At 70.8% G+C, this 17,157-nt stretch carries 15 protein-coding genes; 14 read left to right on the plus strand and 1 reads right to left on the minus strand.

Translation table 11 applies throughout. From position 1 onward, the window contains the following. Positions 1 to 373: 373 nt before the first annotated feature. The 13 genes from LPT13_RS04745 (at position 374) to LPT13_RS04805 (ending at position 16,002) form a co-directional block, all read left to right on the plus strand. The gene (locus LPT13_RS04745) at positions 374 to 1,708 is read left to right on the plus strand and encodes an NAD(P)/FAD-dependent oxidoreductase (RefSeq protein ID WP_242164033.1); all 1,335 of its coding nucleotides are present in this window, start codon (positions 374 to 376) and stop codon (positions 1,706 to 1,708) included. Continuing rightward, entirely contained in the window at positions 1,705 to 3,420 is a 1,716-nt protein-coding gene (locus LPT13_RS04750; RefSeq protein ID WP_242164035.1) for an NAD(P)/FAD-dependent oxidoreductase, read from the plus strand. The genes LPT13_RS04745 and LPT13_RS04750 overlap by 4 nt, the downstream gene beginning before the upstream one ends. A gap of 96 nt (positions 3,421 to 3,516) precedes the next feature. Beyond that, positions 3,517 to 5,160 carry a PucR family transcriptional regulator gene (locus tag LPT13_RS04755; RefSeq protein ID WP_242164037.1) on the plus strand — a complete coding sequence of 548 codons (1,644 nt, stop codon included), beginning with the start codon at positions 3,517 to 3,519 and terminating at the stop codon, positions 5,158 to 5,160. A 260-nt stretch (positions 5,161 to 5,420) separates the two neighbouring features. Then, positions 5,421 to 5,681, plus strand: coding sequence for a DUF2089 domain-containing protein (locus LPT13_RS04760; RefSeq protein ID WP_242164039.1), 261 nt, complete (start codon positions 5,421 to 5,423; stop codon positions 5,679 to 5,681). Positions 5,682 to 5,706: 25 nt separating this feature from the next. Next, positions 5,707 to 5,895 carry a hypothetical protein gene (locus LPT13_RS04765; RefSeq protein ID WP_242164041.1) on the plus strand — a complete coding sequence of 63 codons (189 nt, stop codon included), beginning with the start codon at positions 5,707 to 5,709 and terminating at the stop codon, positions 5,893 to 5,895. A 61-nt stretch (positions 5,896 to 5,956) separates the two neighbouring features. Beyond that, complete coding sequence (locus LPT13_RS04770; RefSeq protein ID WP_242164044.1) at positions 5,957 to 8,317, plus strand: molybdopterin-dependent oxidoreductase; 2,361 nt, start codon at positions 5,957 to 5,959, stop codon at positions 8,315 to 8,317. A gap of 12 nt (positions 8,318 to 8,329) precedes the next feature. Beyond that, positions 8,330 to 8,665, plus strand: a complete 336-nt coding sequence (locus LPT13_RS04775; RefSeq protein WP_242164045.1) for a 4Fe-4S dicluster domain-containing protein — start codon at positions 8,330 to 8,332, stop codon at positions 8,663 to 8,665. 89 nt (positions 8,666 to 8,754) lie between these two features. Further along, complete coding sequence (locus LPT13_RS04780) at positions 8,755 to 10,104, plus strand: MFS transporter (protein WP_242164047.1); 1,350 nt, start codon at positions 8,755 to 8,757, stop codon at positions 10,102 to 10,104. Positions 10,105 to 10,143: 39 nt separating this feature from the next. Beyond that, entirely contained in the window at positions 10,144 to 12,501 is a 2,358-nt protein-coding gene (locus LPT13_RS04785; RefSeq protein WP_242164049.1) for a molybdopterin-containing oxidoreductase family protein, read from the plus strand. A 9-nt stretch (positions 12,502 to 12,510) separates the two neighbouring features. After that, on the plus strand, positions 12,511 to 12,846 hold the full coding sequence (locus tag LPT13_RS04790; RefSeq protein ID WP_242164051.1) for a 4Fe-4S dicluster domain-containing protein: 336 nt from the start codon (positions 12,511 to 12,513) through the stop codon (positions 12,844 to 12,846). Positions 12,847 to 12,890: 44 nt separating this feature from the next. Continuing rightward, positions 12,891 to 13,073, plus strand: a complete 183-nt coding sequence (locus tag LPT13_RS04795; protein ID WP_242164053.1) for an FmdB family zinc ribbon protein — start codon at positions 12,891 to 12,893, stop codon at positions 13,071 to 13,073. Positions 13,074 to 13,169: 96 nt separating this feature from the next. Then, positions 13,170 to 14,435, plus strand: coding sequence for an MFS transporter (locus LPT13_RS04800; RefSeq protein ID WP_242164055.1), 1,266 nt, complete (start codon positions 13,170 to 13,172; stop codon positions 14,433 to 14,435). Positions 14,436 to 14,748: 313 nt separating this feature from the next. Then, the gene (locus LPT13_RS04805; RefSeq protein WP_242164057.1) at positions 14,749 to 16,002 is read left to right on the plus strand and encodes an MFS transporter; all 1,254 of its coding nucleotides are present in this window, start codon (positions 14,749 to 14,751) and stop codon (positions 16,000 to 16,002) included. Between the two features lie 57 nt (positions 16,003 to 16,059). Here LPT13_RS04805 and LPT13_RS04810 read toward each other — a convergent pair whose 3' ends face one another. Further along, positions 16,060 to 16,455, minus strand: coding sequence for an MGMT family protein (locus tag LPT13_RS04810; protein WP_242164059.1), 396 nt, complete (start codon positions 16,453 to 16,455; stop codon positions 16,060 to 16,062). An 88-nt stretch (positions 16,456 to 16,543) separates the two neighbouring features. On the opposite strand from LPT13_RS04810, the gene LPT13_RS04815 reads away from it, so the two are divergent. Then, a complete protein-coding gene (locus LPT13_RS04815) occupies positions 16,544 to 17,065 on the plus strand; it encodes a cob(I)yrinic acid a,c-diamide adenosyltransferase (protein WP_242164062.1) in 522 nt (173 codons plus the stop codon). Positions 17,066 to 17,157 lie beyond the last annotated feature (92 nt).

Raw genomic sequence — 17,157 nt, forward strand, 5'->3', positions numbered from 1 at the left:
CCGGGCAACCGGGGCCGCTTTTCGTGTGGGGCCCGCGCGGCCGGCCGGGGCGGCCGCGGGGCGATGCTAGAATGGCCAGACGGTCAGTGGGCGATAAGTCCTGGGCGCCGGGCGGCACCTTGCTCTTCGGAGGGAGGTGATTCGCTTGGATGTTATCGTGCTCGTGTTGCGACTGGCGGCTGCGGTCGTCGGGCTGCTGCGGGAGGCGGTGGCGTTCGCCAAGACGCTTGGGAGGCCCCATAAGGAGAAGGACCGCTAGTTAGCCGCTAGCGGTCCTCAAAAACCGACGGTGCCGCCTGCATCTCACCTCAGGCGCGTCCGCTGGCCCCATCATAGCACACCGCGCCCGCGGGATAAACCATCAGGAGGCGCCATGGGCACCAACGTCATAGCCGTCGTCGGCGGGGGAGCCGCCGGGCTGGCCGCGGCCGTCGCGGCCGCCGAGGCCGGCGCGCGGACGGCGCGCGCCGCGGGCGCCGCTGTGCCCCGCGTCGTCGTGTACGAGGCCGACGAGCGCGTGGGCCGCTCGATCCTGGCCACCGGCAACGGGCGCTGCAACTTCTCCAACGCCGACCCCGACCCGGCGCTCTACCGCAACGCCGCCCACGCGGCCGCGACGCTGGCGGCCTTCGAGGAACGCGCCCGCGCCGAGCGGGCGGCCGCCCTGGGCGCGGGCGCGGACGCGGCGTGGCCCGGGGCCGCGAACGGGGTGCAGGCGTTCTTCGCCGACCGCGGCCTGGCCTGGCGCGAGGAGTCGGAGGGGCGGCTCTACCCGCTGCCGAACAAGGCGACGGCGGTGCTCGACGTGCTGCGCGCCGCGGCGGCCGCCGCCGGGGCCGAGGAGTGCTGCGGCACCGCCGTGACCGCCGTCGAGCCGGCGCGGCGCGCGGGCGGCCCGCTCACCCTGCGGATGGCCGACGGGCGCCTCGAGCGCGCCGACGCGGTCGTCGTGTCCGCGGGCGGCGCCGTGGCGCGCGCCCTCGTGCCCGACGCCGTGCCCCTCCGCGAGCCCGAGCCCACCCTCGGGCCGATCGCCACCGAGACGCGCCTCGTGCGCCAGCTCGACAACATCCGGGTGCGGGGCGCGCTTGCGCTCTGGCGCGGCGGCGCGCCTGCGGCCCGCGAGGCGGGCGAGGTGATGTTCCGCAAGTACGGCGTGTCCGGCATCGCGGCGTTCAACCTGTCGCGGATGGCCCGCCCGGGTGACGAGCTGGCCGTCGACTTCCTGCCGGCGGTGGGCGAGGACGCGGCGGCCGCCTTCCTGCGCGAGCGCGCCCGCGCCCTCGCGGCCACGCTCGGCGCGGCGCCGACCTGCGAGGACGCCCTGCGCGGGCTCGTGCTGGCGCCGGTGGCCCACGTGCTGCTCGAGGCGGCGGGGCTGCGGGGCGACCGGGTGCTCGACGGGCCCGCGGCCGACGCGCTCGCGCCCGTGCTCAAGGGCCTGCGCCTTAAGGTGGAGGGCCTGGGCGACGTGCGTCAGTGCCAGGTGCGCCGCGGCGGCGTGGAGGTGGGCGCCGTGGACGCGGCCACGGGCGCGTGCCGCGCGGTGCCGGGGCTCTACGTGGCGGGCGAGGCGCTCGACGTGGACGCCCCCTGCGGCGGCTACAACCTGCACTGGGCCTGGGCGAGCGGCCTTCTGGCCGGCTGGAGCGCGGCGGACGCCGTGGTCGGCGCGCCCGCCCGCGGCGAGGAGAGGGGGCGGCGATGATCCTGCGCGCCTCCAACGTCCCCGTCGCGCTCGACGCGCTGCTGCCCGACGGCGACGCCCTGCTGCGCCGCGAGGCGGCCCGTGCCCTGGGGCTGCGCGCGGCCGACGTGCGCGCCGTGCGCGTGCTGCGCCGCAGCGTCGACGCGCGGAAGAAGGCCCGCGTCCACTTCGTGTGCGCGCTCGCCGTCGAGGTGCCCGACGACGCCCGCCCCCGGCCCGCGCGCGGCGTGGCCGTGGGCGAGCACCGCGAGGCCGCGCCCCTGGCCGTGCCCGACGCCGCGGCGGCGCTGGCGGCCTCAGGCGAGCCGCGCCCCGTGGTGGTGGGCACGGGGCCGGCCGGCCTGTTCTGCGCGCTCTACCTGGCCCGGGCGGGGCTCGCGCCGCTCGTGGTGGAGCGGGGGCCCGCGGTGGAGGAGCGCGTGGCCGCGGTGGGCGCCTTCGCCGCCGGCGGCCCGCTCGACCCCGAGGCCAACATCCAGTTCGGCGAGGGCGGCGCCGGCACGTTCTCGGACGGCAAGCTCAACACCGGCACCAGGAGCCCGCACATCCGCCACGTCCTTCGGGCCTTCGTCGACGCCGGCGCGCCCGCCGACATCCTCGTGGACGCCAAGCCCCACATCGGCACCGACCTGCTCGTCGGCGTCGTGCGCGCCCTGCGCGCCCAGATCATCGAGGCGGGCGGCGAGGTGCGCTTCGGCACGCGGCTCGACGGCGTGGAGTGGGACGGCGGGCGCGTGGCCGCCGTCGTCCTGCGCGACGGGACGACGGGCGACGAGGAGCGCGTGGCGGCCTCGCGCGTGGTCGTCGCCTGCGGGCACTCGGCGCGCGACACCTTCCAGATGCTCAGGGACGCGGGGCTGGCGATGGAGCGCAAGCCCTTCGCCGTGGGCGTGCGCGTCGAGCACCCCCAGGCCCTCGTCGACGCCGTGCAGCACGGCGACGCGGCGGGGCACCCGGCCCTCGGCGCCGCCGACTACAAGCTGGCCGCGCACACCGCGGACGGCCGCGGCGTCTACACCTTCTGCATGTGCCCGGGCGGCGAGGTGGTGGCCGCCGCCAGCGAGGAGGGCGGCGTCTGCGTCAACGGCATGAGCCGGCGCGCCCGCGACGGGGCCAACGCCAACAGCGCGCTTCTGGTGGGCATCGACCCGGCCGACCTGCCCGGCGACGACCCGCTCGCCGGCGTCGCCTTCCAGCGCGAGCTGGAGCGCGCCGCCTACGAGCTGGGGGTCGCGGCCGGCGGCGCCCCCTACGCCGCCCCCGCCCAGACCGTGGGCGACTTCCTGGCCGCCTCGCGCGAGGCGGCGGAGGCGGGCGCGCGGGGCGGGGTGCCGGCGGCCGCCGGGGACAGGGCGGCCATCGTCGCGCCCACGTACCCGCGCGGCGTGGCGTGGGCCGACCTGCGCGCGTGCCTGCCGCCGCTCGTGGCCGACGCGCTGGCCGAGGCGCTGCCGCTGCTCGACCGCAAGCTGCCCGGCTTCGCGCACCCCGGCGCCGTGATGACGGCGGTGGAGGCGCGCAGCTCGAGCCCCGTGCGCATCCTGCGCGACGGCGCCGACTTGCAGGCGCGCCGCGTCCAGGCGCCCGCCGTGCCGACCGGCGTCTACCCCTGCGGCGAGGGCGCCGGCTACGCCGGCGGCATCACGAGCGCCGCCGTCGACGGCCTGCGCGTGGCCGAGGCCCTCGTCGCCGACCTGCTGGCGAAGGGGTAGAGGGGAACGCCGGCGCCGCGTGGGGGAACGCCGGCGTCGCGCGCCGTTGGGGCGGGTTGTGGTACAGTTCTCCGAAAACAGGGGGAAGGGGAGCCCATGCGGGAGGCGACGGTCGATCTCAGCCATCGGTTCGGCGACGTGAGCTACGTCATGCTGCTCGACGCCCTGGAGGGCTCGCGCGTGCTGCACCGGCCGCGGCGCTGCGCCCGCCGCTTCAGCTGGCTCGAGACCGTCTACGACGAGGACAACCTCGCCGCCCGCGACAGCCGCCCCAACACGCTGTTCCTCTGCCGCGTCGAGAGCGCCCGCCAGCTCCTCGAGCGCCATCCCAGCTGCTTCTGCGTGGCCCTCGCGCCCGACGACGCCGTGCCGGCGTGGGTGTCCGAGCGCAACTTCGGCAACCGGCTGGTGCTCGTGCAGCAGCGGGAGCGCTTCGCCCGCTACGACAGCCTGCTGCGGTCGCTGTTCGTCTCCAACCTCATCTGGGAGAACGAGATGGACCGCGTCGTCTACGCCCACGGCAAGCTCGACCGCCTCATCGCCGTGAGCGAGCGGACGCTCGGCAACTTCGTCTGCATCACCGACACGGGCCACAACCTCATCGCGTGCTCGCGCGGCATCGAGCCGCCGCAGGCCGAGGGCGCCGACGTCTACCGCGCCCTCATCGAGGACGGCTGCTATCCGCCCGAGGAGATCGCCTGGATCGAGGAGAGCATCCTGCCGGTGTCACGCACCCGCAGCCAGCTGGTGGAGGCGCCGGCCGACGAGCGCCACCCCTGCCCCACGCTGCACTACCCCGTCTACATCGACGGGGCCTACCTCTTCCACGTGACCATGGCCTGCTCCTCGGGGCCGGCCGACCTCCTGCGCGACCTGTTCACGAAGTTCATGAAGCGCGTGCTCATGCTGTGCACCGACTTCTGGAAGGCGACGGTGAACCTGGAGGCCCCCTGGCACCGGGTGTTTCTGGGCCTCATCAACGGCGAGCCCATGACCGACGAGTACGTGCAGACCCAGCTGGCGAAGACGGCGGTGCCCCGGGCCCGCCAGTTCCGCCTGCTCTACGTCCCCTTCGACTCCAACATGGCCCAGCCCGTCCGTGCCCAGGTGGTCAAGGCGGCCCGGGGCCTCTGCGGCGGAGCGTGCTACCCCTTCATGCTGAAGGATCGGCTGCTCGTGCTGCTCTACACCGAGTCGGACGAGTCGTCGGCGCTGTCGGGGCAGTCGGTCTGGCGCGAGCTGCGCGCCACCCTCTACGGCACCTTCGGGCTGCAGGCCGGCGTCTCCCAGGCGTTCAGGCGCATCCAGGACCTGGAGAAGGCCTACCGCGAGGCCTTCGCCGCCTACTCGCTGCGCGGGCCGCTCAAGCGCGAGTACGACGCGCTTTTGGGCGAGCAGGCCGTCCCGTGCCTGCCCTTCGAGCACGCGCTCAAGTTCTACCTGCTCACCGAGGGCCACGACGACGACCTGGTGGCCTTCGCCTTCGAGGACTGCATCCTGTCCCGGATCATCGAGGAGGACCGCGAGTCGGGCACCTCCATCGCCCAGATGGTGTGGGTCTACCTCAGCCACGGCCGCAACGCCACCGAGACGGCCAAACTCATGCACGTCCACCGCAACACGGTGCTCTACCACCTCTCGCGCATCGAGGAGCGCTTCGACATCTCCTTCGACTCCCCGCTGCTGCGCAGCCGCATGGTGCTCGACTACCAGCGCCTGCTGCTCGACGGCCGGGTGTGACCCGCGCGCCCGGCGCGCATACCCGCTAGAAATCACCCCTCAACTCGCCATTCCCCGACGCTATGGCCCCCATTCCAAATTATGGGGGCTTTTTTGTAATCGGCGCTAATGCGGGCCGCGGCCGCCGTTTCATAGACTAGACGGCGTGGAGAGCTTGGCCAAGCACCTTGCCACGAGAAGGCAACCCCGGAGGGGCTCGCCTGCCGCGCGGCCCTCGCGGCCGCCCGGCGCACAGGCCCCTTCCAGAAAGGAAAACGGCTATGTGTTTCAGACCCGCTGAAGCCAATACGGGCGCAGCCTGCCCCAACTGCGGCAAGAAGATCAACGTCACCCAGGGCCTCCTGCCCAAGAAGTGCCCCTTCTGCAAGACGAGCCTCGAGGGCATCGACCCGGCCTCCCTGGCCCCCGCCGCCGCCCCCGGCGCTCCTGCGGCTCCGGCCGCCCCCGGCGCCCCCGCGGCCCCGGCCGCCCCTGGCGCCCCCGCGGCGCCCGGCGCCCCGAAGCCCCCGGCCGGAAACTAGCGCCCATCCCGCGCGAGGAGTACCCATGTGCTTCGGAAGCTGCCGCGTGACCTGCGACAACTGCAAGCCCAAGTTCGTCTGGTGCGACCAGTGCGGCCGCAAGAACCTCCTCGTGTTCAAGAAGTGCAAGCAATGCGGCGCGCCCCTCACCGAGGAGATGAAGGACGCGGCGCGCGCTGACTGGGCGGCTCGGGCCGCCGAGCGAGGCAGGTAGGAGGCCGGCGCGACCCCGCAGGAGGGCGGACGGTCCGGCTTATCGAGTGAGAGGAAGACCTATGACCATGGACAAGGAATGGCGGGTCGAGGAGGGCGACCTCATCAGGACCCGCACGTGCGGCTGGTCCCCTCCGGGATGCCACCCGGTGGGATGCGGCATGTTCATCTACACTGACAAGGACGGAAACTTCGTCAAGGTCGAGGGCGACCCCGACCATCCCATCACCCAGGGCCGCCTGTGCCCGCGGTGCCTGGCCATGGGCGAGTTCCTCAACCACCCCGACCGCATCAAGTACCCCATGAAGCGCGCCAAGGCCGACCGCGGCAAGGACAAGTGGGAGCGCATCTCCTGGGATGAGGCCCTCGACATCCTCGAGACCGAGGTCCGCAAGATCTGGGAGACCTACGGGCCCGAGGCCATCTACGTGTCCAAGGGCACGGGCCGCGAGGCGACCGAGTACGCTCCGCCCATGGCCCAGGCCGTCTTCAAGACGCCCAACAACGCCTTCATGATGTCCGGCGCGTCCTGTTACGGCCCGCGTACCGTCATCGGCGACTTCCTGCTGGGCGCCGGCTACCCCGAGCTCGACTACGCCGCGTTCTTCCCGGATCGCTACGACGACCCGCGCTACGAGGTGCCCAAGTACATCATCCTGTGGGGCAAGAGCCCGCTGCAGTCCAACCCGGACGGCTTCTTCGGCCATGCGATCATCGACCTGATGAAGCGCGGCTCCAAGCTGATCGTCATCGACCCGCGCCTGACCTGGCTCGCCTCGCGCGCCGAGTTCCACCTGCAGCTGCGCCCCGGCACCGACGCGGCCATCGGCCTGGCCATGCTCAACGTCGTCATCGGCGAGGACCTCTACGACCACGCCTTCTGCGACGAGTGGGTCTTCGGCCTGGACGAGCTGGCCGAGCGCGTCGCCGACAAGACGCCGGAGTGGGCCGAGCCCATCACCTGGGTGCCGGCCGACGTCATCCGCGGCGCCGCCCGCGCCTTCGCGATGAACGCGCCGTCCTCCATCATGTGGGGCCTCGCCATCGACACCCAGCAGAACGGCGCCCAGGCCGGCCAGGCCCTGCTCGCGCTCGGCGCGATCTGCGGCTACATGGACGTGCCCGGCGGCATCACGCTGGCGCTGCCCTCCAGCTTCATGGGCCGCTGGACCTACGAGACCCTCCAGTTCGTCGGCGAGGAGGTCGAGAAGAAGCGCATCGACGGCGAGGAGGACCACCCGGCCTACGCCGTGGGCCCCTACGCCCACCCCGACAGCGTGCTCACCACGCTGGAGACCGAGGATCCCTACGCCTTCCACATGTTCTACTTCTACGCGTCCAATCCCATCGCCCCGACCTGCTACGCCGAGCCGGAGCGCTGGTACAACGCCATCGTCAAGATGGACTTCAACGCGGCGCAGGACTGCTTCATGACGCCCACCATCATGGGCCTGTGCGACCTGGTGCTGCCGGTGAGCTTCTTCCCCGAGCATGACGGCTTCGTACTGCCGCACTTCGGCCGCAACACCCACTTCCTCGGCGCGATGAACGCCGCCGTGGACCCGGGCGAGGCGCGCTCCGACCTGGAGATCGACATGATCGTCGGCAAGCGCCTCAACCCCGAGGCGTGGCCCTGGGACACCGTCGAGGAGTTCTTCGACGCGCAGATCCACACCCAGTACGACTGGGGCTTCAACGACCTGCGCGAGTTCGGCGCCTTCCAGCAGCCGTTCGAGTACAGGAAGTACGAGAAGGGCATGCTGCGCCCCGACGGCGAGCCGGGCTTCAACACCCCGACCGGCCTCATCGAGGTGTCGTCGTCGATCTACGACGACTTCGGCGAGGACCCGCTGCCCTACTTCATGGAGCCGGCGATGAGCCCGTACTCCACGCCGGACCTCTATGAGGACTACCCGCTCGTGATGACCACCGGCGGCCGCAGCTTCGTGTCGTTCCACAGCGAGCATCGCCAGATCCCCTCGCTGCGCGCCATTCACCCCGACCCGCTGGTGACCATCAACCCCAAGACGGCGGCGAAGTACGGCATCAACGACGGCGACTACGTGCTCATCGAGAACCCGCTGGGCAAGTGCGTCGAGCGCGCCCGCGTGACCAACGAGGTGCCCGAGCGCGTCATCCACGCCGAGCACGGCTGGTGGTTCCCCGAGGACGACCCGGAGGCCCCCAACCTCAACGGCGTGTGGAAGTCCAACGTCAACCGGCTCATCCCCATGTACAAGGTGGGCGTGACCGGCTACGGCGCCCCCTACAAGAACGTGCTGTGCCGCATCAGCAAGGCGGACGGCTACGAGGCCGGCGCGGCCGACCCGGCCCTCTACGAGCCCCGCGCCAGCCGCGGCCCCGAGTCCATGACCAACGGCCCCTCGCAGCCTGCCAGCTACGAGGTCATCCATCCGGAATAGGGAGGTACCCCCATGGAGAAGCACGCGCTGCTCATCGATTACAAGTACTGCACCGGCTGCCACTCCTGCGAGCTGGCCTGCCGCCAGGAGAAGCAGATCGCCTCGCAGGACGAGTGGGGCATCAAGCTCGCCGAGTTCGGCCCTGAGAAGCTCGCCGGCGAGTGGTACTGGAACTACGTGGCCGTCCCGTCCAGCCTCTGCGACCTGTGCGAGAGCCGCCTGGAGGAGGGCAAGAAGCCGGCCTGCGTCCACCACTGCCTGGCCAAGTGCATGGAGGCCGTGCCGCTGACCGAGGTGCCGGTGCGCCTGGCTGAGCTCGGCGACGGCGTGGCGGTGTTCGTCCCCTAGGCCCGCCTGCGGCGCCCCGGGTCTTTCGGCCCGGGGCGCCCCGAGGGTAGGACGGGGCAGAGGAGCAGGGAAGGGGGCTTCGGCCGACCATGGAAAAGGTGACGGTCTCGGATATCCTCGAGCAGCCGGGGGGATGGCGGTTCTCGGTGAGGATCCTCGTCTTCGTCGGGCTGGCGATGGTGTTCGACGGCTTCGACTACATGATCGTGTCGTTCACGATGCCGCAGATCACCCAGGAGATGTCGCTGGGGCTCATCGAGACGGGAAGCCTCGCCTCGTTCAGCCTGCTCGGCATGCTCGTCGGGGGGTTCGCGTCGGGATACCTGGCCGACCGCTTCGGCCGCAAGCACGTGATGAACGTGAGCATCATGATCTACGCGCTTCTGACGGTGCCCATCTTCTTCGTGCACTCCTATGACATGTTCGCCCTGTGCCGGATCTTCTCCGGCGTGGGCGTGGGCGCGGTCATCCCGCTCAGCGTCACCATCGTGTCGGAGTACGCCCCCACCGCCCACCGCGGCGCCTTCGTCACCATCACCAAGACGTTCATGATGCTCGGCTGGGTGGTGGCGGGCCTCACGGCCATGTACGTGGTGCCCAACTTCGGGTGGCGCCTGTGCTACCTCATCGGCGGCTTCCCCTTCGTCTACGGCATCGTCATGCACTTCGTCATGCCGGAGTCCGTGCAGTGGCTGTTCGGGAAGGGGAGGGTGAGCGAGGCCCTGGCCATCGTCAACAAGATCAACGCCGGCCTCGACCATCCCAAGCCCGGCGGCTATGCGGCCGCCGACATCGCGGTGCCCCCGGCCGTGCAGGGCGGCCAGCTCAGCCAGCTCGTCTCCAAGCGCTACCTGCGGGTGACGCTCGGGATCTGGCTCGTGGCCTTCACCACCTGCTCGCTGTCCTACGGGCTCACCAACTGGATGCCCACCGTGCTTCTGGCCAGCGGCTACTCGGTGAGCGCCAGCTACGGCTACACCACCCTCATGAACCTGCTGGGATGCGCGGGAGCCGTGGTGGCCGGCGTGGCGGCCGACCGCATCGGGCGCATCCGCAGCACCTACGTGGCGCTCGCCCTGGCCGCGGTGTCGGTCGTCTTCACCGCCGTCTTCGGATTCGGCGGCCTGATGATCCCGGCCTGCATCTTCATGGGCTTCGCCATCAACTACGCCTACATGACCCCGGCGCCCATCACCATCGAGGCGTATCCCACCGAGATACGCGCCACCGGCCAGGCCTGCGTGACCACCGTGGCCCGCATCGGCGGCTTCATCACCCCGATGGTCATCGGCGGCGCGCTCCAGACCGGCTCGACGTTCTCCACGGTGCTCGTGGTGTTCCTCGTGCCGCTGGCCCTGGCCGCCGTGTTCACCAAGCTGCTCATCAAGCGCGAGACGCGCGGCGTGCAGCTGGAGGCCCTCGGCGCCGACGAAAGATAATCCCACCCGTTTCTCAAGGAGAGAGAAAGGAGAAAGCGAATGGATGCAGAGTGGAAGAAGGAGGTAGGCGACCTCATCCGGGTGCGCACCTGCGGCTGGTCGCCGCCGGGTGACCATCCCGTCGGATGCGGCATGTTCATCTACACCGACAAGGACGGCAAGTTCGTCAAGGTCGAGGGCGACCCGGATCATCCCATCAGCCAGGGCCGCCTGTGCCCGCGGTGCCTGGCCATGGGCGAGTTCCTCAACAGCCCCGACCGCATCAAGTACCCCATGAAGCGCGCCCGCGAGGATCGCGGCAAGGACACCTGGGAGCGCATCACGTGGGACGAGGCGCTTGACATCCTCGAGCGCGAGGTGAAGAAGATCTGGGAGAACTACGGCCCGGAGACCATCTACCTGTTCCAGGGCACCGGCCGCGAGGCCACGCTCTACGCGCCGCCCATGGCCCAGGCCTGCTTCAAGACGCCGAACTGCTCGTTCTCGATGTCCGGCGGCTCCTGCTACGGCCCGCGCACCGTCGTGGCCGACTTCCTGCTGGGCGCCGGCTACCCCGAGCTCGACTACGCGGCCTACTTCCCGGATCGCTACGATGACCCGCGCTACGAGATCCCCAAGTACATCATCCTGTGGGGCAAGAGCCCGCTGCAGTCCAACCCGGACGGCTTCTACGGCCACGCCATCGTCGACCTCATGAAGCGCGGCTCCAAGCTCATCGTCATCGACCCGCGCCTGACCTGGCTCGCCTCCCGCGCGGCCTTCCACATCCAGCTGCGCCCCGGCACCGACGCCGCGGTGGGCCTGGCCATGCTCAACGTCGTGCTGGGCGAGGACCTCTACGACCACGAGTTCTGCGAGAACTGGGTCTTCGGCGTGGACGACCTCAAGGAGCGCGTCGCCGACAAGACGCCCGAGTGGGCCGAGGAGATCACCTGGGTGCCCGCCGAGGTCATCCGCGGCGCCGCCCGCGCCTTCGCCACCAACGCCCCGTCGTCGATCATGTGGGGCCTGGCCATCGACACCCAGCAGAACGGCGCCCAGGCCGGCCAGTCGCTCCTGGCCCTGGCCGCCATCTGCGGCTACATGGACGTGCCCGGCGGCATCACGCTGTCGCTGCCCTCCAGCTTCATGGGCCGCTGGCGCTTCGAGACCGCCCAGTACGTGGACGCCGAGACCATGGCCAAGCGCATCGACGCCAAGGAAGATCACCCGGCCTACGCGTGCGGCCCCTTCGCGCACCCCGACGAGGTGCTGACGGTCATGGAGACCGAGGAGCCCTATGCCTTCCACATGGCGTACTTCTACGCCACCAACCCCATCTCGCCCACGGTCTACGCCGAGCCCGAGCGCTGGTACAACGCGCTCATGAAGATGGACTTCAACGCCGCCCAGGACTGCTTCATGACCCCGACCATCATGGGTCTGTGCGACCTGGTGCTGCCCGTGTCCGGCTTCGCCGAGCATGACGGCGTGGTGCTGCCCCACTTCGGCCGCAACACCCACTTCCTCGGCGCGATGAACGCCGCCATCGACCCGGGCGAGGCCAAGTCCGACATCGAGATCGACATGATCGTCGGCAAGAGGCTCAACCCCGAGGCGTGGCCCTGGGAGACGGCCGAGGAGTTCTTCAACGCCCAGATCCGCACCCAGTACGACTGGGACTTCAATGACCTGCGCGACATGGGCGTGTTCCAGCAGAACTTCGAGTACCGCAAGTACGAGAAGGGCATGCTGCGCCCCGACGGCGAGCCGGGCTTCAACACCCCGACCGGCATGATCGAGGTCTGCTCGTCGATCTACGACGACTTCGGCGAGGACGAGCTGCCCTACTTCATGGAGCCGGCCATGAGCCCGTACTCCACGCCCGACCTGGCGGCCGAGTACCCCTACGTGCTCACCACCGGCGGCCGTGACTTCGTGTCGTTCCACAGCGAGCATCGCCAGATCCCCTCGCTGCGCCACGTCACCCCCGACCCGCTCGTGACCATCAACCCCAAGACGGCCCGCGCGCTGGGCATCAACGCCGGCGACTACGTCTGCATCGAGAACCCGCTGGGCAAGTGCGTCGAGCGCGCCCGCATCTCCAACGAGGTGCCCGAGCGCGTCGTCCACGCCACCCACGGCTGGTGGTACCCCGAGGAGGAGGGCGAGGCCCCGAACCTGTTCGGCACCTGGAAGTCCAACGTCAACAAGCTCATCCCCATGTACAAGGTGGGCAAGCTCGGCTACGGCGCCCCGTACAAGAACGTGCTGTGCAAGATCTACAAGGTGGACGGCTACGACGCGGGCGACTCCAACCCCGCCGAGTACCAGCCGCCGGCCAGCCGCGGCCCCGAGTCGATGACGAAGGGCGCGCCCTCGCCGATGAGCTACGAAGCCAAGCACGCGGGCGAGTAGGTGATGGCCATGAAGAAGCACGCGCTGCTCATCGACTACAAGTACTGCACCGGCTGCCACTCCTGCGAGCTGGCCTGCCGCCAGGAGAAGCACATCGAGTCCCAGGACGAGTGGGGCATCAAGCTCGCCGAGTTCGGCCCCGAGAAGCTCGCCGGCGAGTGGTACTGGAACTACGTGGCCGTCCCGTCCAGCCTCTGCGACCTGTGCGAGTCGCGCCTGGAGGAGGGCAAGAAGCCGGCCTGCGTCCACCACTGCCTGGCCAAGTGCATGGAGGCCGTGCCGCTCGAGGAGGTGCCGGTGCGCCTGGCTGAGCTCGGCGACGGCGTGGCCGTGTTCGTTCCCTAAGGCCCCGTGCCTGAAGCATGAAAGACCGTTGTAAGGAGGAGACCATGGCTTACAGCCCCGACCAGAAGGACGTGGAGGGCATCAAGGAGATCGCCGACCAGGCGCCGAAGGTATGCCCCAACTGCGGCAAGCCCCTGCGCAAGATCGTGACGAGCCGCGAGTTCGGCAGCTTCACGACCAAGTGCCCGTGGTGCAAGACCAAGTTCGAGTACGAGGTCAAGGAGTAGCCCGCGACGCGGGATGCCCGGACGGGGGGCGGCGCTTCGGCGCCGCCCCTTCTTTTGCCCCCGAGGGGGCGGGGAAGAGGAGAGGAGGGGAGACCCGTGGGGGAAGAGACCGAGCGGCTGTGGAGCCGGCCCTACGTCGTGCTCCTGCTGGCCATCTTCGGCGTGAGCCTGGTGACCAGCATGTTCAACCTGGGGATGACCTACTACGCCGACCTCATCAACGGCGGCATCGCGTTGGCCGGGGTGTCGGCGGGCGTGTTCTCGCTGGCGTCGATGGCGTCCAAGCCCCTGGCGGCCGCGGTGTCCAACCGCTTCGACGACGGCCGCGTGATGGTGGTCTGCGCCCTGCTCATCGCGGCGGCCGCGTCCCTGCACCACCTCGCCGAGACCATCCCGGCCCTCGCCGTGGCGCGGGCCGTCCACGGGGTGCTCTTCGGCGTCTTCTCCACGGCCGCGGGCGCCGGCATCAACCAGGTGCTGCCCCGCTCGCGGCTCGCCGAGGGCCTCGGGTTCTTCGCCGTGGTGTCGATGCTCGTGCCCGCCGTGGGCCCGACGCTGTTCCTGCTCATCGTCACCGAGGGCGACCTGGCCTCGTTCAACGGCCTGTTCGTCCTCGCGGCGGCGCTCTGCGCGGGCGCGGCGGCGGTGACCTTTTTGGGCGTGCCCTGCTTCGGGCCCCGCAACGTGCTCGCGCGGCACGGCCGCGGCGGTCGGGCGGGGGAGGGGGCCGCGGGCCCGGACGGCGCCGAGGCCCCGGCCGCGGCGGGTGCGCCGGGCGGCGAGGCGCGGGCGCTGCCCCGCACCTTCCTCGGCCTGGAGCCGCGCACGCTTCTGCCGGCGGGGCTTCTGTGCCTGTTCTGCGTGGCCTTCTCGTCGGTGAACTTCTACCTGCCCCTGCTCGCCTTCGAGCGCGACCTCGGGGACGTGGGGCCGGTCTACGCCGTGTTCGCCGCCATGACCCTCGGCTGCCGGTTCCTCGTGGGCCGGCGCGCCGACGAGCACGGGCCCGACCGCTACCTCACGGCGGGCATGGCGTGCCTGGCCCTGTCCTACGCGGCCATCCCGCTGTGCCCGACCGCGGCGGCCCTCTACGTGGTGGCGGTGCCGCTCGGGCTGGGCATGGGCACGGTGGCGCCGTTCCTCAACGCCTACATCGTGCGCCGCTGCTCGCCCGAGCGGCCGGGCAGCGCGTCGGCGGCCTACTACCTGGCCTACGACGTGGGCTACAGCACAGGCTCGTTCGCCTGCGGCGCGATCATCGCGGCGGCGGGGTGGGACGTGCTCTTCGCGGGGTGCGCGGCCCTGTGCCTGGTCGGGCTCGTCCTCTTCCGCCTGACGCTCGCCCGCCCCGGGCGCGGGTAGGGGGCCAGGCGGCCTCGCCCCGCGCGCCGGGCGCGGCCGGGGCGCGGGGCGGGTCGGCGGGGCGCCGTCGATGACCGCGCCGCCAAATTCCGCGCCGTTTTTTGTGAGCGCGGCCAATGAAGCCCGATCAGGCCGTTTTCTATAATGGCCGGTAAGAGCCCGACTGGCCAGCGCTCGAGCAGTTTCGCAGAGGGGAGAGGGGACCTCTTCGCATAGGGAGGGGGCTTTCCCCGACAGAGAACGGGTATGCAAGCGGCGCCCCGCGCGGCGCCGGCTGCATGCCCTTTGGAAAGGACAAGGGGGTTCGGACTCTATGTTCACGCTAAAGAACAGCAAGGCCCAGGCATGGATCATCCTCGGCCTGGTCTGGCTGGGCGCCTTCATCGCATCCTACGCCCAGAACCAGCTGGCCGGCATGGCCATCCAGTTCCAGGAGCACTACGGCTTCACCGGCGAGCAGTACGCGGCCATCTACTCGGCATCGCAGCTGCTCGGCGTCTTCCTGGCGTTCGTCACCGGCATCATCTCCGACAAGATCGGCACGCGCAAGATCGTGCTCATCGCCGGCATCGTCGTGTCCGCCTCGCTCATCGTGCGCATCTTCGCCACGTCGTTTGAGCTCCAGTACTTCGCCAACATGATGTCGGGCTTCACCGGCCTGTTCATCGCCGTCAACCGCTCCAAGATTCTCGGCGGCTGGTTCGCTCCCTCGATGCTGGCGCTTGCGGTGGGCATCTCCTCCACCACCACGCCGGTGGCCAACACGGTGGGCATCGGGCTGACCTCGCTCATGCCCTCGGTCGAGTTCGCCTTCACCGTGACGGCCGTCATCGCCGTGGCCTTCACCGTCATCTGGTTCCTCTTCGGCAAGGACGCTTCCGACGAGATCGCCGCGTCCGAGGCCGGCGTCGAGAAGCCGAGCATGCTCAAGAGCCTTGCCGAGGTGGCCAAGAGCCCCTGGGCGTGGGTGCTGTCGCTGGCCGCCCTGTTCTGCATGGCCGGCCAGGTGCCGCTGATGGCCTTCACCACCGCCGCGCTCCAGACCCTGCGCGAGATGGATCCCGTCGCCGCCGGCGGCATGGCCACCGCCATCACCATCGGCATGGGCGTCGGCTCCGTCGTGTCGCCCATCATCGTGCGCGCGCTCAAGTCCTTCCGCATCGTCATCGCCATCTACGGCGTGCTCACGGCGCTCGTGATCTACTTCGGCTGGCAGATGCCGCTCGGCCCGATTATGTACGGCGTGTTCTTCGTCGGGGGCTTCACGCTCGGCTACCTGCTCGCCATCATCTTCACGCTGCCGGTCATGCTGTTCGGTCGCGAGAAGGCCGCCACGGCCCAGGGCCTGGTGCAGACGTTCCTGCTGATCGGCGCGTCGGTGTTCCTGACCAACGTCACCATCCCGCTGGCGGGCGGCGCCAACCCGGGCACCTTCCCGACCATCTTCATGATCGCCGCCATCTACATCGTCATCGGCTCCGTCCTCATGTTCATCATTCCCGATCAGGGCAAGAAGATGACCAAGAAGGTCGAGGAGAAGAAGGAGGCCGCCGAGCCCCAGCTGTAGGCCCGCGCCCTCGTCATCGCCTCAAGGAAGCGCCCCGCACCCGCGGGGCGCTTCTCGCTATTCCCCCAGCTCGCGTGCCCAGTCGAAGTCGGGCGGGGGCGCGGTCGGCAGGCCAGGCGCGTCCTCGGGGGCGGCGGGGTCCCAGGCGCAGGCGGCCAGGTCGATGCGGCCGTCCTCGAGGAAGGGGACGCCCTCGGCCTCGAGCATCTCGCGTTGGACCTCGGGGCCGCCGAAGGCGAAGCCGCGGCAGAGCGAGCCGTCCTTGAACACCACCCGGTGGCAGGGCGTGGCGGCCGCGTCGGCGCCGGGAGCCGGATTCGCGCGCAGGGCGTAGCCCACGTAGCGCGCCGTCCGCGGCCGCCCGATGAGCCGCGCGACCTGGCCGTAGGTGGCCACCTTCCCGCGCGGGATGCGGCGGACCTGCTCGAACACCTGCTCGGCGTACTCTCCCATTCGATGACGTCCCTTCGTCGGCTGACGGGGTGATTATCCCCGTGTGCTAAGGTGGCGTCAAACGGATCGGCGGCGAAGGGAGCGCGCGATGCAGACGACGGTGACCAGGACGGGCGACGGCGGCGAGACCTCGCTTCTCGACGGGACGCGCGTGCCCAAGGCGAGCGCGCCCATCGAGGCGCTCGGGGCGGTGGACGAGGCCCAGGCGGCCCTCGGGATGGCGCGCGCCCTGGCGCGCAACGCGGCGGTGCGCGAGGAGCTGCGTGGCGCCGAGGTCCTGCTCGCCGAGCTGATGGGCGACATCGCCGCGCCGGGCCGCGACCCGCGCCTCGGCGCCGACGCCGCGGCCGCCCTCGAGCAGGCCGTCGCGCGGCTCGCCGCGCCGCTGCCCGACCGCTTCGGGTTCGTGGTGCCGGGCGACGACGTCGCCTCGGCCCAGCTCCACGTGGCGCGCACCGTCGTGCGCCGCGCCGAGTGGGCGCTGTGGCGCCTGCGGGCGGCGGGGGAGGAGGGCGCAGTACCCCTCGCCTCCGACGAGGCGATGGCCTGCCTCAACCGCATCTCGGACCTCTGCCACGTCTGCGCCCTCATCGAGGCCCGCGAGGCCTAGGGGCCCGGCCGCCGGCATCGATCCGGCATCGACGCGGCATCGCCGCTCGGCGTCCTCGCGCGAACCGGGCGCGGACTTGGAGGATACTCCCG

Source organism: Adlercreutzia faecimuris, from assembly GCF_022669055.1.
Taxonomy (GTDB): Bacteria; Actinomycetota; Coriobacteriia; order Coriobacteriales; family Eggerthellaceae; genus Enterorhabdus; species Enterorhabdus faecimuris.

Excerpts from the sequence above, each read along its gene's own strand:
- LPT13_RS04745 (WP_242164033.1), top strand. The coding sequence starts at position 374 with ATGGGCACCAACGTCATAGCCGTCGTCGGCGGGGGAGCCGCCGGGCTG.
- LPT13_RS04750 (WP_242164035.1), top strand. The coding sequence starts at position 1,705 with ATGATCCTGCGCGCCTCCAACGTCCCCGTCGCGCTCGACGCGCTGCTG.
- LPT13_RS04755 (WP_242164037.1), top strand. The coding sequence starts at position 3,517 with ATGCGGGAGGCGACGGTCGATCTCAGCCATCGGTTCGGCGACGTGAGC.
- LPT13_RS04760 (WP_242164039.1), top strand. The coding sequence starts at position 5,421 with ATGTGTTTCAGACCCGCTGAAGCCAATACGGGCGCAGCCTGCCCCAAC.
- LPT13_RS04765 (WP_242164041.1), top strand. The coding sequence starts at position 5,707 with ATGTGCTTCGGAAGCTGCCGCGTGACCTGCGACAACTGCAAGCCCAAG.
- LPT13_RS04770 (WP_242164044.1), top strand. The coding sequence starts at position 5,957 with ATGACCATGGACAAGGAATGGCGGGTCGAGGAGGGCGACCTCATCAGG.
- LPT13_RS04775 (WP_242164045.1), top strand. The coding sequence starts at position 8,330 with ATGGAGAAGCACGCGCTGCTCATCGATTACAAGTACTGCACCGGCTGC.
- LPT13_RS04780 (WP_242164047.1), top strand. The coding sequence starts at position 8,755 with ATGGAAAAGGTGACGGTCTCGGATATCCTCGAGCAGCCGGGGGGATGG.
- LPT13_RS04785 (WP_242164049.1), top strand. The coding sequence starts at position 10,144 with ATGGATGCAGAGTGGAAGAAGGAGGTAGGCGACCTCATCCGGGTGCGC.
- LPT13_RS04790 (WP_242164051.1), top strand. The coding sequence starts at position 12,511 with ATGAAGAAGCACGCGCTGCTCATCGACTACAAGTACTGCACCGGCTGC.
- LPT13_RS04795 (WP_242164053.1), top strand. The coding sequence starts at position 12,891 with ATGGCTTACAGCCCCGACCAGAAGGACGTGGAGGGCATCAAGGAGATC.
- LPT13_RS04805 (WP_242164057.1), top strand. The coding sequence starts at position 14,749 with ATGTTCACGCTAAAGAACAGCAAGGCCCAGGCATGGATCATCCTCGGC.
- LPT13_RS04810 (WP_242164059.1), bottom strand. The coding sequence starts at position 16,455 with ATGGGAGAGTACGCCGAGCAGGTGTTCGAGCAGGTCCGCCGCATCCCG.
- LPT13_RS04815 (WP_242164062.1), top strand. The coding sequence starts at position 16,544 with ATGCAGACGACGGTGACCAGGACGGGCGACGGCGGCGAGACCTCGCTT.